This window comes from Thiovibrio frasassiensis (genome assembly GCF_029607905.1).
Taxonomy (GTDB): domain Bacteria; phylum Desulfobacterota; class Desulfobulbia; order Desulfobulbales; family Desulfurivibrionaceae; genus Thiovibrio; species Thiovibrio frasassiensis.
Genome location: NZ_JAPHEH010000001.1, coordinates 2,635,882 through 2,649,713, shown reverse-complemented (window position 1 = coordinate 2,649,713; position 13,832 = coordinate 2,635,882). Strand labels below are relative to the sequence as shown.

The following is a 13,832-nucleotide window of genomic DNA, read 5'->3' as shown; positions in this document are numbered from 1 at the left end:
GCCAAACAACCTGAAGATCACTTGACAGAAAACTTGACTTATACTTGACTTTCAGTTACTCTTTTTTTATGGTCTACGTCCCCAAATTTATCATAACCCCGCACCTACTTGCCGAAGTCGAACAAGTAGCGGCATTGCGCGAACGGATCCAAAGCGCTGTGGTGGACCTTGCCTGGATTCCCGCCTTACAGAAAGACACCCGCACCCGGAATGTTCATGCCTCGACGGCCATTGAGGGCAACCCGCTGACCCTTGAGCAAGTCCGGGTCCTCGATGAGGGGCGCGAGCTTTCCGCTGTCGGCCCCAGACACGAGCGGGAGGTTCTCAATTATTTCGCCGGACTGCGGCATGTGGAAAAAAACGCGGCCATAAAAACCATCCGTCATACAGACATTCTGGAGCTGCACCGGATTCTGGCCGGAGAGGTGATGGATCAGGGCACGGCAGGGAAATACCGGACGATTGGGGTGCGGGTCGGGGAGTATCTCCCCCCTCCGCCGGAGGCTGTCTCGGGGTTGATGTTTGAGTTGCTGGAATGGTGGAATACAACATCGCAACAACTCTCGCCGGTGATCAGTTCCGCCATCCTCCATTACCGCGTCGAGGCCATCCATCCCTTTGCCGACGGCAACGGCCGCACGGGCCGGGCGCTCGCTTTGTGGGAACTCTACCGGCGAGGGTTTGACACCCATCATATCTTTTCGGTGGATGAATATTACTGGGAAGACCGACCAAGGTACTATGCCGCGCTGGCTGCTGTGCGGCAGGATGGAGAAGACCTGACAGGTTGGCTGGAATACTGCACGACGGGCCTCAAACAAACACTGGAACGTGCCTGGCTGCGGATTCAAACCTTCCAGATTAAATCCGTGGAAAAACTGGTCCTGCGGCCGCGCCAGGAACAGCTGCTCCATCTGCTCCGCGATCATGGAAGCATGGCCCCCAGCGAAATATGGCAGGCGTTGTCCGTATCCCGACAGGGGGCGATGGACTTATTGCGTCCGTTGCTCGATGCGGGTTTGGTCGAAAAAATTGGCGGGAAAAAAACCGGTCATTATGTTTTGAAGAAGCAATGAACAACGCAGATTACGAACTGGAAGAACTTCTGGCGGGAATTACCCCGGAGAATCGGCACCCGGAGGGAGATTTCGCTATACCCCAAGGGTTGGAACTCCTCTGTGGGCTGTGCCCTATGTTCTCGGCGATACGGAATTAGGTTTGCACTTATAACCAGGATCCCCCAGTAATCCCTCTGAACCCCGACGCATTCGCGCACCTGCGCTCGGGCTTATGACTGAAAGGATGCGCACATGTCCTCTCTTCTCCAATGCCCGGTTTGCCGGGAACCGCTGCTGCCCACCCCCTCCGGCTACCAATGCGCTGCATTGCACAGCTTCGATGTTGCCCGCCAGGGGTATGTCAACCTGGTGCTTGCCCAGAACAAACATTCCAAGGAGCCGGGGGACGACCCGGAGATGGTCCTGAGCCGGAGGCGGTTCCTGGATCTGGGGTATTACAACCCGATCTCCGACGGGGTCAACGAGGCCGTCGCTTCCGTGCTTGCGCAAGTGGCGCTTGGCAGCGAATGCTCCGTGCTCGATGCCGGCTGCGGCGAAGGCTTTTATCTTGCCCGCCTCAAAGAGGCGTTGAGCCGGGGTCGCGGTGCGCAGCCGGGGATGGAATACCACGGGGTGGATGTCTCCAAGTTTGCCGTTCGCCAAGCCACTCAGCGGGACCGGAGCCTGGGCTGGTTCGTGGCGAGCATCAACGATCTCCCTTATCTGGATGGTTCTCTCGATATCGTGCTCAATGTCTTTTCCCCGGCCAATATCCCGGAGTTCGCCCGGATCCTCAAACAGGGCGGCAGTCTCCTCTTCGTCAGCCCCGGCCCGCGTCACCTCAATGGTCTGCGGGAGATCATCTATCCGGTCACCCGGGAGCATGGTGCGCCTGCGATCACCGAAAAGGCCGATCCGCTTTTTGCCCCGGCCACCGTGGCGCGGATCACCTATCCGCTCGCCCTTGAAAACAATCTGGAGATCATGGATCTGCTGGCCATGACCCCCTATTACTGGAACATCGATCGGGAGACCAAGGGTAAGGTGGCGGCCCTGAACCGCTTGCAGCTGGATGTGGATGTGGAGATCCGGCTCTTCAGGAAAAAGTGAGGATGAGGGGAGTCAGCGATCAGCGGTGATGTTCGCTAATCTTGGCAAACATCTGCACCAGTCCCGAGCAGAGGGTGTAGATGGATTTGATATGGAGATTGGTGCTGCAGGAGGCATCAAACAAGATGGTGAGCTTGGAGTGCAGGTCGCCCTCCGGCCCTTGGTAGCAGATGAGCAGGGGGACTTTCGGCAGGGGATGGAGGATCAGGGCGATATCCGCCTCGTACCAGGCAATGGATTTCCCCATGAAGAGCCCGATCAGGTCGGTGAGCAGCTCCGGGTTGGCGTCCGCCAGTCTCCTGAGCGGTTCCTCGCAGCGGCTGCTGAAGAGCCCCTGCCATTCGATGCCCCCGGGAATCTCCCGAAAGGAGATCCAGCTGCCGCTGATCTCCGCATGGCTCTGGTGGGTGATGCAGGAGAGCAGCGGGGCCAGGACCCAGGGGATGATATGGCATTCCGAGGTCATCCTGCCCCGGCGGTCCAGGACGAAATCCTTGCCCAGGGAGTTGATGACGATGCTCTCGCCCTTGACCGTCGCCCCGATCAGGGGGGCAACCGCAGCCAGATCGACCAGGGCCATCTTGGCTTGCAGCCTGTCGAGGAACTCCGCCTGATTCTCCTCCTTGAGTCCTGGCTGCCGATACCGGGCGGAAAATCCCGCCGCAGTAGTCGGGTCCAGGTCCGGGCATTCCTGGAGCTGCTTGCTCCCCGCCACGATTGCCGCGGCAAAGGCGAGGCAGGAGGGAAGCCGGCATTTGCCGCAATTGGATTGCGGCAGGATCTTATAGACCTCAAGGGGGGTGTAGGCGGCTTTGGACATGAGGGCAGGGTACTGAAGAAAGGGAGAAAGAACGAGGGAATTCCCTAGCCCCTTTCAAATTTTTTCATCTTATCGCCGATCCGGGAGGCTTTTTCGCATTGGGACCCCTGCTTGGGGTTGCAGTCGAGGAGGATGGTCATCACCTTGTCCGCCGTTTTATAGCAGTGGGCGTCTTCCAGTCTGCCCAACAGCTCGGACATCAGCTTGTTGAATTGCACGCATTTTTCGTAATCGGAAGAGGCGCGCTGGTGGAGGATGGCGGCCTCTGCCAGGTCTGCCTTGATATCGTCCGGGAGTATTTCAGCCATGGGGCGGGGTCCTTTGGGGAAAAACGGGGAGCGGTCGGATCAGAGTGTACCTCGTTCGTACTTGCGGTCAAGGACGATCATTTTTTTCCACCTTCTTCTGCCGCTCGGCCGAAGGCAATTTGAGATCCATGACCATGCCCTGGGTGGAGAGGATCAGCATCCGCGCTTCTTCCTCGATCCGCACCGGCTGCTCCAGGATGCGCTGCTGGAGCAGGAGCTGGATCTGCTTAGGGGTCAGGGGTACTCCCTTGCATTCCGGGTCGAGGACAAAACCGCACCCCTCCTTCCAGCCCGAGCAGCCGTAAGCTTTGTTCCCCTTGACCACCTCCTTGCCGCAGAGCGGGCAGCTGCCCCAGCGGCTGGTGTCCAGCCGGGCGGCGGAGCTGCTCGTAATCAGGGTGCGGATGTAGCCGGAGATGGTGGTCATGAATTCGTCGGGGTCCAGCTGGCTGCGCTCGATTTTCTTGAGTTTTTCCTCCCACTCTCCGGTCATCTCCGGTGATTTGAGGAGCGGGTCCCGAATCAGGGCGATGAGGCAGCGGCCCATGTCGGTGCAGCGCAGATGTTTTTTGTCGCGCCGGATATAGTTGCGGCTGAGCAGGGTTTCGATGATGGCCGCCCGGGTGGCCGGAGTGCCGATCCCCCGTTCTTTAAGGGCCTCGCGCAGGGTGTCGTCCTCGACGAACTTGCCCGCCGCCTCCATGGCCCCGAGCAGGGAGTTCTCGCTGAAATGCTTCGGGGGAATAGTCTTGCCTTCGCGCAGGGCGGGCTCGTGCGGCCCGGTTTCCCCCTCGCTGAAAAGGGGCAAGGACTGTTCTTCCGCCGCCTCCTGGGAGTGTTTCTTGTTGGCAAAGAGCACGGTCCAGCCGGGCGCAACGATCTGGGTCCCCTTGGCCTCAAACTTCACCCCGTTGCTGATCCCCTCCACCGTGGTGAGATTTTTGACGCAGACCGGGTAGAAGGCGGCGATGAACTGGGTGGCGATGGCCTCGTAGACCAGCTGTTCGTTGGCCCCCAGGCCATGCGGTTTGACCCCGGTGGGGATGATGGCGTGGTGATCGCTCACCTTGGTGTCGTCGATGATCCGCTTGCTGAAAGGGAGCTTCGCCAGGTTGAGGGGCGCGATCGCCTCGGGGTGGCTGGGCTTAAGCTGCTCCATGATCTTGGGGATCCGCGGCTGCAGGTCCTTGCTCAGGTAGCGGGAATCGGTACGCGGATAGGTGACGAACTTTTTCTCGTAGAGGTTCTGGGTGGCGGCCAGGGTGTCGGCGGCCGAGATCCCGTGAAGCTTGTTGATCTCCCGCTGCAGGGTGGTGAGGTCGAAGAGTTGGGGCGGCTGTTCTTTTTTCTCTTTCGCCGCAATCCCGGTGACGGCAAAGGGGTGGTCGGTGATTTTCTCCAGCAGCAGTTGCGCTTTTTCCGGTGTTTCAAACCGCTTGCCCGTGTACTTGAACACCACCTCCCGGTACTTGCTGGTCAGCTCCCAGAAGAGCTGGGGCCGGAACTGGAGGATGGTGTCGTCGCGCTCCACGATCATGGCCAGGACCGGGGTCTGTACCCTGCCGATGCTCCAGAGCACCCGGTCGCTGCCCCCGCCGATCCGGCCGTGGCGCACGGTATAGTAGCGGGTGGCGTTGAGGCCGACGATCCAGTCTGATTCGCTGCGGCAGCGGGCCGCGGCATAGAGCGGGTCGTAATCGTGGCCGTCCTTGAGATCCTTGAACGCTTCCTGAATGGCATCGGGGGTCAGCGAGTTGAGCCAGAGGCGGCGGATGGGCTTATCCTCGCAGTTGCACAGGGCCAGGATGTAGCGGAAGATCAACTCGCCTTCCCGCCCGGCATCCGTGGCGCAGACAATCTCTTCGGCCTGCTTGCACAGGGTTTCGATCACCCGGAACTGCTCGTCCACCCCGCGGTTCTTGATTAGGGTGAGCTTGAACTGCTCCGGCACGAAGGGGAGGGTATCGAGCGACCAGTGCTTGAGGGCCGGATCATAGTCGCCCGGCTCTTGTAAGGTGACGAGATGGCCGAAAGCCCAGGTGATCGCGCAGCCCCGCCCCTCGATGTACCCCTTTTTCTTGGCCTTGATATCGAGGACCTCGGCAATGTCGCGGGCCACGGAGGGCTTCTCGGCAATAATCACTTTCATTCTACGATCTTCTCGCGCTCGTTTGCTTGGTCTGTTACAAGGGAGACAGGGGGCTGGTTGCGGCAACCCCATTGTACACGGTGTCCATCCGGCGGCCCACCCTAAACTGAATTATCCGCCGACGCAAGAAAGAGTGACCGGCTCCTCCAGAGGATGTAAAGCGCAGCGCGCTCAGAAACGAGGTCCATCCATGCGCAGATACCTGCTGGCCAACTGGAAAGCACACAAAACCCTGGGTGAGGCGGAAGCGTGGCTGGAAACATTTGCCCGCAGCCATCGTCTTGACCCGCACCTGCAGGTGATCCTTGCCCCGCCGGTTCCCTTTCTTATCCCATTGTGGCGGAAACTGCAAAAAATGAACCTTAGCAACCTGGCCCTGGCGGTGCAGGATCTTTCCCCCTTTCCGCCGGGCGCCTACACCGGCGCGGTGGCGGCCGAGATGGTCAGGGATTTTGCCGAGTATGCCATTATCGGACATTCGGAACGGCGCCGCTACTTCCATGAAACCCACCAGGAGATTGGCAACAAGGTGCGTGAAGCGGTTGCCGCCGGGATCACCCCCATCCTCTGCCTGGACCAGCCCTATGCCCGGGCCCAGCTGGCGGCCATCGAGGAAGAGGATTTGCCCGGGCTGCTCATCGGTTATGGTCCGGTGGAGGCCATCGGTATCGAGGTGCCGCAATCCTTTGCCAAGGCAGGTGCGGCCATCGCTGCAATCCGGGGCATGGCGCCGGACACCCCGATTCTTTTCGGCGGCTCAATCAATGCGAAAAACGCCAGCGAGTATAGTGCCCTGGCCGGGAGCAGCGGCTTGATGGTCGGCACGGCCAGCCTGGATGCGGAGGAATTCGGTGCCATCGGTCGCACGCTCTCCGGCGGCGCAAGCAATCCTGGTTGAATAAATCACGTAACCATTGAATTTTATAAAATAAAATACTGCAAGCAGAGGTACTGTGAAGATACGTAAACTCACCCCGGAAAATTATCCCAAGGTTTCCGCCTTGTTGCGCCAAGCCTTCCCTGACAGCAGCGAGGAGGTGCAGCTGGTGGAGAATCTCCATGCAAATGGCAAGGAGATGCATGAGTGGATCTGCATCCATGTCAATGCGGTCATCGGCTATATCGCCTTCAGTAAGGCGTATAACGGCGCCGCGGTTTGCGGCCTGCACTTGGCGCCCTTGGCCGTGAAGCCGGAGTTTCAGGGCCAGGGGGTCGGCTCGGAGCTGCTGCGCTTTGCCCTGCGCCAGGAGGGGATCAAGGATGCGACCATCTTTGTCCTCGGCGAGCCCCATTTTTACCAGAGGTTCGGTTTCAGCCCCTGCGTGATGCCGATCTGCCCCTTTGAGCCCAGCAATGCGCATTTTCTCAGTCTCCGCAATACCAGCGAAAGCCAGTTCAGCGTGCGGTATGAGCCGGAGTTTAAAGCCGGTCCCAGGAAAGCCAAGCGGAGCAAAAGGAGGCGTTGAGGCCGGGGGGGAATGCCCGCCGGAAGCAGCAGCAGGGGGAGATGCTTGCTGCAGCGATGTTTGGCCGCATCTTAAAAAAAAGTTTGGAGGTTCCCTCCGGACGGAGGCATACTGAAAAGAAACCAGGGCTTCACTGGAACGGTTTTGCCGGCCCCAAAAACATAAGGAGCAGCATCATGAGCCAAGGCAAACAGGGCAAGTGCGAAGATTGCGGCAAGAATTACGAGGATATCCAGACCACCTGTGCCCATTGCGGCTATTCGCCCCATGGCGTCTATGTGAAGGAGGCGGCCGATCCCTTCTGGAAATGCGGGGGGTGCGGGCGGACGACCCAGGCCGCAAAACCGCCGGAAAAATGTCCGGGTTGCGGCGAGGTGTGTGATTTTAAAAATGTTACCTGCTATGCGCCCCAATGCGGCGGCCCCGGGAATATCGATCCGCAGTTGTAAGGGTGAGGGAGGGGAGGGTGAAGAGAAATTTGTTCATCGCCGTTGTCGTGTTGCTGCTCGGGGGTGGGGGCTTTCTCCTCTATTACTTCAGCGACCAACAGGTGATCATCCGGAGATGTCACGGTGTTGCCGCAGCCCTTGCTAAGAAGGGGGCGGAGAGTCCGGTGGTGCTGGCCCTCAAGATGAAGGAAGTGAAGGATTTTCTCGCCCCGGCCTGCGAGGTGGTAGTCCCGGAGCGCGAGTACCGCGAGGTCCTGGATTCCGGGCTGGCCATCCGCTACCTCATCATGTACCGTTCCCGCCGGGCGGACCTGCAGGTCACCTTTGCCGAGATTCTGGTTGAGATCCCGAGCAAGGGGCGGGCTGAGGTCAGCGCTCTGGTGCAGGTGACCGGTAACCGGAACCGGCCGGACTTTTTCGCGGAAACCCATCGGCTGGCTTTTTCTCTGATCAAACAGGAAAAGGTCTGGCTGCTCCACAGGGTCATCCTGCCCGACGCCTTGGTGCGCAGCTAAGAGCGTGCCTGCCGAATCGTAAATCCCTTTCGCTTATCCTCTGGCCAAGGCGCTTCCTTTAAGGGCGCTTGGCCCCTTTCACGTCCTGATTCTTCCTCCCAAACACAGAGAGCAACGAGACAGATTTTTTTCTTCGGAACAATTTTTCCTGCCTGTTCAAGGGCGACCAAGAAAAGTTGACAAATAAATCTGTCCTTTTTTTCGCCTTGCGAAAAAAACTTGTCAGGAATTTTTCCTTGGCATACAAGAGAATATGATCATTGGGTGTGCTAGGGTGATATGGGTTGGTCGATGCCTGTTCCTGGCCTTGGGTGAAGATTCCCTAGCGCCAGAGGATAACTCGGCATGGCGGTCGTTCGAAGTATGGAGCCGGATCCAAAAAAAAATTGGTGCGCAAAAAGGAGCGGCACAGGGGGCCCCGGTGGCGATCCCGGAGGTTGTCAAAGGTTCTGTTTTTCCGGTGACGACAGTGACCATGAATGGTCGGGTATGCAAAAAAATACTTTGCGAAGAAAAGCGGCGAATTGTTTTCAGGCACATCTGCCTGATGAAGGGCTCAATAAAAACGATCTAAATCAAGGAGGTAGCACATGGTAGCCAGCAACCGTCGGATCACGCACAAAATTGTCCTTCCCTCATACGCATTCAGCAAGTTCCTTCGCAAGGCGGTCTTTGACGAGGAGACCTTTGCGCTGTTTATGGAAAACTCGGCCGGGGCTCTCAAAAGCAACGGAATTGAATTGGATGCCTGCGTTTCGGAAGAGGCGCTGATGCGGCTCCGCTTTCTGGTAGTCCGTGCCCATGATTTCGTGCTCAAGGGAAAAATAAATTCGGCCAAATTTGAGGAGTTATTCGGCGTGGTGGTAGTGAACCCCCAGCTGAAAGATGTCTCGATCAAGGTCGGGGTCATGGCCAAGGCGGAAGCCTCGGTTGACGTCTACTATTCTGAAAAGCAAACAGAAAGCCATCGTGGAGCCAACACAGAGTTTAAAAACCAAGACGCGATTACCGAGAGTCGTACCGATCACTGGAGTACTACCAAGTGGGACGGCAAAGGAATCGCGCGCCCGGAAGACCGCTTTACGCATGTTCCCTTGTTGGACGCTGTCACTTTGGGCTCACTGATCGCCAAAATGGACAGCCAACTCAAAGAGTTGGGAAAATATTAGGAGGCGGAAATGATTTCACGCGTGGTATTTTCCGTTACCTACGATTGTCCTATCAGCTGCAAATACTGTGTGACCGAGTCGGGACCATGGAATGGCCCCGCCCTCGACGCCCCTTTTATGAGCAGGGTAATTGATCAGGCCCTGGAATTGGGGAGTCTCATCGTCGTTGTCTTTACGGGAGGGGAGCCTCTCCTCAAGCTGCGCGATGTGAAGGAGACAATTCGCTATGCGCAACAACACCGGCTATGGACTCGCATCGTTACCAACTCCTTCTGGGCCGCCACCCCGGATATTGCGTTGCAGATACTTGGCGATCTCAAGCAGGCTGGGTTGTCTGAAATCAACTTGAGTTGCGATGATCTCCATCAGGAGCATATTCCCTTAGAGCGGGTTCGCAATGCCTATCTGGCCGCCAGAGAACTTGAGCTGCCGATTCTTATCGCTCACAAGCGGGTAAAAAACGGACAGATCACCCCCGAATCCATCTCTGATTTTTTCGGTGTAAAGCTGAGCGAATTCAAAGAGGGTGGGGTAAATCAGAAGACCGATCTGTATAGTTCATCCCTGACAATACCAGTTGGCCACGGGGCCAAAACGCTTAACCTGGACGATCACATTATCTACCCAACAAGTCCGTCAGCATACAGCTCTCCTTGCAGCAGCATTCTCAGCTCCATTATTGTTTCCCCCGCCAAGGATGTCCGGATTTGCTGCGGCATGATCGACCAGCGGGTTCCGGAACTCACCATTGGCAGTCTTGAAAGTCAGACCCTGGCCGAGATCGTTTGCGAAGGGAACGCCGACCTGATTGCCAATTGGCTTGCTCTGGAAGGCCCTTACGGCATCATGCGTTTCATTCGGGAAAAGGCGCCGGAGATCAATTTTCAAGATCAGTATGTCAACCACTGTCACCTCTGCAACGACATCTTCACCAGGGACGATGTCCGAAAGGCAATCAAGCAGCATGCCCATGAAAAAGTCGAAGCGATTTCCCTGCAAAGAGGGTTTCTGGAAGCGTTACGCTTCAAGGATGAAGCAGCAGAAATAAGGGGGTAAACAGGTTCGGCTGGAGTGCGCCATTTTCCATGCTCAGCAGGCCATGGGAAATGGCGCATTTTTTGCTATTTTTGAAATAAGGAATTATCGGATCAGCACAATTTCGCCTGCCTGAAAGCCTCGCCTACACTTTCCTCTTCTGCCCCCCAACAGAGAACGGTTGCCGAATTACCGGCAGCTCTAAAGTCTTTCGGCAATGTTGTGCAAGCGCGCGGGTTTGGCGTCTTGTCCGGAGTGGGGAGGTGTTTGGCCAAAAAAGGATTGTGGTGCAAGGCTGGGCAGATTCCCCTAGGGGGGTGCGGATACTCTTGTTCGCTCCTGCGGGCTGGGGGTGCTGGAATACAAAAGAAGAGTTGTGTGGCTGGGGGATAGGGATTCGAACCCCAATAGGCAGAGTCAGAGTCTGCAGTCCTACCGTTAGACGATCCCCCAAATTGTGTCGGGCAAAGAACCGTCCAAAAATAGAGGAACAGGGGGATTATGTCAAGGAGAATTGTGGTCTTTCCCTAGGTTTTTCAGGAAATCACCACCCCGGCATAGCCGACCACCTGATTGATGTCGCCGCTGGCCTCGCCGGAGTCGGTGTAGCGGATGAGCCGGGCCTGGCTTGCTCCCAAGCGGAGGGCGGCGATGAGGGCGATGGTGGCGGGCATGATCCCGCACATGCTGATCTTTTTGCCCAAGACCGTATTATACAGTGCCTGAGGGTCCATGGCCATGAGCTGCTTGAGGGCCAGGGCATCCTTGGTGGTGGCGGACTCACGGGATTCGTAGTGGGTCATATCCGAACTGGCCACGATGAGGACCGGCTTGCCGTATTGTTCGATCGCTGCGGCGATCGCCTCGCCGACAATCTGGCAGGACTTGAAGGAAAGATGGGAAATCACCAGGGGGGTCAGGGTCAGGTCCGGCCGGAAATACTGCAAAAACGGCACCTGGACCTCCAGGGAATGTTCGAACCGGTGGGCCAGGGTGTCAGTTTCGATAATCTCCGTCTGGGCCAGGAGGTGGCGGGCCAGCACGGTGTTGATCGCCACCTCCCCCAAGGGCATGTCCCAGGCGCCTTTCTCCATCAGGGCAACGGAGGCGCCGTAGCCGTGATGGTTGGGGCCCATGACCAGGATGTCGCGGGGAATCTCCACGGCGGCGAAGGTCTCCCCGGCCACGGAGCCGGAATAGATATAGCCGGCATGGGGCGAAACCACGGCCAGGGCCTTTTGCTTGGCGGTGGCGGCAGGGATGAGGCGGTCAAGGGTCTCTTTCAGGGTGGCGGGGTCTCCGGGATAAAACTGATAGGCAACCGCAGGCTCTCGTTTCATGGCAGACCTCCAGGCGCAACTGTGGGAAACAGACGGGAAAACGTGTTTGTCTAATTATAGCGCAGAAGGGGGAGGAGAATCAAAGAGATATCTGCGCATCGAGCAATCGCAACAGCAAAGAGATTGCTCGATGCGCAGAGGCGAGGCTGAGGAAAAAAGGAGCTTAGGGAAGTTTGACCTGCCAGGAGGTCCCGGTGGGGCCATCCTTCAGCTCGATGCCCTGGGCCAAAAGTTGGTCGCGGATTGCATCGGCGCGTGCCCAGTTTTTTGCTTCCCTGGCCGCAGTTCTTTCCGCGATCCCCTTTTCGATCTCCTCCGGAGTAATGGCGAGGGTCTTGAGGATTTTCTCTTGCTCTTTGTGCATGTACTGGACCGGCTCTTCGCTGAGCAACCCCAGGGTGTTGGCCATCTCCCGGGTGGTTTTCGCGCCGTCTTTAAGCAGTTGCAGATCGAGGCTGGCCGGTTTGCCGGGCAGATGCTGGCGGATCTTGTTGAGGATCTTCACCGCATCGAAAAGATGGCCCAGACCCTGGGCGGAATTGAAATCGTTGTCCATGGCCTTGAGGAAGCGTTCGGCCAGGGTTTCGATCTTTTCGCGGTCTGCCTTGGAGATACCGGAGGCTGCCTGCTCATTGGCGCTGAGGTCCAGCTGCTCGATTTCGGCCAGGCAGGTGTATAACCGGTTGAGGCCGGCCACCGCATCGAGCATGGCCGCCTCGGAGTAGTCAAGCGGGTTGCGGTAGTGGGTGGAAAAGATGAAGAGCCGCAACGCCTCCGCGGGGAATTTGTCGAGCACCTCCCGGATGGTGAGAAAGTTGCCCAACGACTTGGACATCTTTTCGTCCTTGATGGTGACAAAGCCGTGGTGCACCCAGTACTTGACGAACTCTTCGCCGCTGACCCCTTCGCTCTGGGCCATCTCGTTTTCATGGTGGGGGAAGACCAGATCCTTGCCGCCGCCGTGGATGTCAAAGGAGTTGCCCAGGTATTTGCGGCTCATGGCCGAGCATTCGATGTGCCAGCCCGGACGGCCTGGGCCCCAAGGGCTTTCCCAGGTGGGCTCCCCCGGCTTGCTTCCTTTCCAGAGAGCAAAATCCATGGGGTGTTCTTTCTTCTCGTTCACCGAGACGCGGGCGCCGGCCTGCATATCTTCCAGGTTGCGGCCGGAAAGGGAACCGTAGCCGGTGAAGCCGGTTACCCGGTAATAGACATCGGTCTCCACCTGGTATGCGAGCCCCTTGTCGATGAGGTCTTCGATCAGCCCGATGATCTCGCCCACATGTTCCGTGGCCTTCGGTTCGATGGTGGGGGGAAGGATGGAGAGGCTGGCCATGTCCTCATGGAACATGGTGATAAAGCGGCTGGAAAGCTCTTCGCAGGTGGTGTTTTGTTCCTGGGCCCGCTTGATGATCTTGTCGTCGATGTCAGTGAAATTGCGGACAAAGGTTACCGCATAACCCCGGAAACGCAGGTAGCGGACGATCATGTCGAACACCAGGGCGGAGCGGGCATGGCCTATATGGCAGTAATCGTAGGCGGTGATGCCGCAGACATAGAGCTTGACCTTACCCTCTTCCAGGGGGACAAAAGGGGCTTTTCGACCGGTTTTGGTGTTGTAGATCTCGAGACTCATGGTCTGTTCCATCGAGTTGATATGTGAGGCTGGGAACGCTGAGGAGAGGAAAGGGGGCGATGTTGCTTGGCTGAAATCCGCCTGCCTCTGCCCTCTCCAGGGCGTTTGCCGATGTCGCGTCTGTCTTTATGATAAAGGAGTTATCCCCTTTGTAAAAAGATATGTTATATACCCGTTTCCAGGAAAGAGAGCAAGTCTTGTTGTGTGCATATGCAAATATCAAAACAGGGCTTTTGTCCCAAGTGTTTCAGCGACCAAGGAGTTTTGCCCATGGAGATACTCGAGCAACGCAAACTTGACAATACTATGACCGTTACCGTCTATGACCAGTCAAAAAAAATGGTCGGTGACCGGTGGCTGATCAAGATTATCTGCGAGGCGGAGCTGCCGGTGGATGAGGAATTTTTTGCCCGAATACCCGAAGCGGATCTCGCTCTGCAGGCAGAGGTGCGTCAGGTCATGGGGGGATCGGTAACGTTTTCGGCTACCAAGGAGCGGACCTTTGTCGCCGAGAGCGAACGGGTCGCGTTGGTGGAGAGCATGGTCACGGAAATCATGACCAACATGGTGGCCTATCTGAACAAAGCGGAATTCCCGGAAAGGCTTTTTGCCCGCAAATATGGGGAGTTCCGGGAAGCGTGCGCCACGGCCCGGCATTACCGGAGCCTGGAGGCTGCGGAGTGTGACGGGGAGGCCGATGAAGGGCCGGCGGATTTTTCCGCATGTTTTAAGGACTGAGTTCCGGACGGGAAGACAGGGCTGTTGCGGATGTTTTATTCT

General features: G+C 57.4%; 14 protein-coding genes, 1 tRNA gene and 1 pseudogene. 10 read left to right on the top strand and 6 right to left on the bottom strand.

All coding sequences use genetic code 11. The features are described 5' to 3' along the window. The first annotated feature begins 68 nt into the window (after positions 1 to 68). From OLX77_RS12345 to OLX77_RS12340, 3 genes and pseudogenes are all read left to right on the top strand, one after another. Positions 69 to 1,076, top strand: a complete 1,008-nt coding sequence (locus OLX77_RS12345; RefSeq protein ID WP_307633913.1) for a Fic family protein — start codon at positions 69 to 71, stop codon at positions 1,074 to 1,076. Between the two features lie 17 nt (positions 1,077 to 1,093). Further along, positions 1,094 to 1,216 (top strand): annotated as a pseudogene (locus tag OLX77_RS13285) (AbrB/MazE/SpoVT family DNA-binding domain-containing protein); the annotation flags it as partial. A 94-nt stretch (positions 1,217 to 1,310) separates the two neighbouring features. Further along, positions 1,311 to 2,168 (top strand): putative RNA methyltransferase, encoded by an 858-nt coding sequence (locus OLX77_RS12340; protein WP_307633912.1) that lies wholly within the window; start codon positions 1,311 to 1,313, stop codon positions 2,166 to 2,168. A gap of 19 nt (positions 2,169 to 2,187) precedes the next feature. On the opposite strand, the gene OLX77_RS12335 is transcribed toward OLX77_RS12340, so the two are convergent. The 3 genes from OLX77_RS12335 to OLX77_RS12325 all read right to left on the bottom strand — a co-directional run bounded on the left by OLX77_RS12335 (position 2,188) and on the right by OLX77_RS12325 (position 5,445). Then, positions 2,188 to 2,988 (bottom strand): DUF3786 domain-containing protein, encoded by an 801-nt coding sequence (locus tag OLX77_RS12335; RefSeq protein WP_307633911.1) that lies wholly within the window; start codon positions 2,986 to 2,988, stop codon positions 2,188 to 2,190. Between the two features lie 44 nt (positions 2,989 to 3,032). Beyond that, complete coding sequence (locus tag OLX77_RS12330) at positions 3,033 to 3,296, bottom strand: hypothetical protein (RefSeq protein ID WP_307633910.1); 264 nt, start codon at positions 3,294 to 3,296, stop codon at positions 3,033 to 3,035. Between the two features lie 67 nt (positions 3,297 to 3,363). Further along, positions 3,364 to 5,445 (bottom strand): DNA topoisomerase 3, encoded by a 2,082-nt coding sequence (locus OLX77_RS12325; protein WP_307633909.1) that lies wholly within the window; start codon positions 5,443 to 5,445, stop codon positions 3,364 to 3,366. A gap of 190 nt (positions 5,446 to 5,635) precedes the next feature. Between OLX77_RS12325 and OLX77_RS12320 the strand changes: the two genes are divergently transcribed. The 6 genes from OLX77_RS12320 (at position 5,636) to OLX77_RS12295 (ending at position 10,100) form a co-directional block, all read left to right on the top strand. Then, a complete protein-coding gene (locus tag OLX77_RS12320) occupies positions 5,636 to 6,343 on the top strand; it encodes a triose-phosphate isomerase (RefSeq protein ID WP_307633908.1) in 708 nt (235 codons plus the stop codon). 55 nt (positions 6,344 to 6,398) lie between these two features. Next, positions 6,399 to 6,911: a GNAT family N-acetyltransferase gene (locus tag OLX77_RS12315; RefSeq protein ID WP_307633907.1), complete on the top strand. Its 513-nt coding sequence runs from the start codon at positions 6,399 to 6,401 to the stop codon at positions 6,909 to 6,911. Between the two features lie 176 nt (positions 6,912 to 7,087). Then, positions 7,088 to 7,360 carry a hypothetical protein gene (locus OLX77_RS12310; protein WP_307633906.1) on the top strand — a complete coding sequence of 91 codons (273 nt, stop codon included), beginning with the start codon at positions 7,088 to 7,090 and terminating at the stop codon, positions 7,358 to 7,360. Positions 7,361 to 7,377: 17 nt separating this feature from the next. Then, a complete protein-coding gene (locus OLX77_RS12305; protein WP_307633905.1) occupies positions 7,378 to 7,875 on the top strand; it encodes a hypothetical protein in 498 nt (165 codons plus the stop codon). Positions 7,876 to 8,465: 590 nt separating this feature from the next. Next, positions 8,466 to 9,044 (top strand): hypothetical protein, encoded by a 579-nt coding sequence (locus OLX77_RS12300; RefSeq protein WP_307633904.1) that lies wholly within the window; start codon positions 8,466 to 8,468, stop codon positions 9,042 to 9,044. 9 nt (positions 9,045 to 9,053) lie between these two features. After that, positions 9,054 to 10,100, top strand: a complete 1,047-nt coding sequence (locus tag OLX77_RS12295) for a radical SAM protein (RefSeq protein ID WP_307633903.1) — start codon at positions 9,054 to 9,056, stop codon at positions 10,098 to 10,100. A 358-nt stretch (positions 10,101 to 10,458) separates the two neighbouring features. Here the strand turns inward: OLX77_RS12295 and OLX77_RS12290 are convergent. From OLX77_RS12290 to cysS, 3 genes are all read right to left on the bottom strand, one after another. Continuing rightward, positions 10,459 to 10,532: transfer RNA gene (locus tag OLX77_RS12290), tRNA-Gln, on the bottom strand. 83 nt (positions 10,533 to 10,615) lie between these two features. After that, positions 10,616 to 11,419, bottom strand: coding sequence for an AmmeMemoRadiSam system protein B (amrB, locus tag OLX77_RS12285; RefSeq protein WP_307633902.1), 804 nt, complete (start codon positions 11,417 to 11,419; stop codon positions 10,616 to 10,618). Positions 11,420 to 11,582: 163 nt separating this feature from the next. Continuing rightward, positions 11,583 to 13,052: a cysteine--tRNA ligase gene (gene cysS, locus OLX77_RS12280; RefSeq protein ID WP_307633901.1), complete on the bottom strand. Its 1,470-nt coding sequence runs from the start codon at positions 13,050 to 13,052 to the stop codon at positions 11,583 to 11,585. A 270-nt stretch (positions 13,053 to 13,322) separates the two neighbouring features. On the opposite strand from cysS, the gene OLX77_RS12275 reads away from it, so the two are divergent. Then, positions 13,323 to 13,790: a hypothetical protein gene (locus OLX77_RS12275; protein ID WP_307633900.1), complete on the top strand. Its 468-nt coding sequence runs from the start codon at positions 13,323 to 13,325 to the stop codon at positions 13,788 to 13,790. Positions 13,791 to 13,832 lie beyond the last annotated feature (42 nt).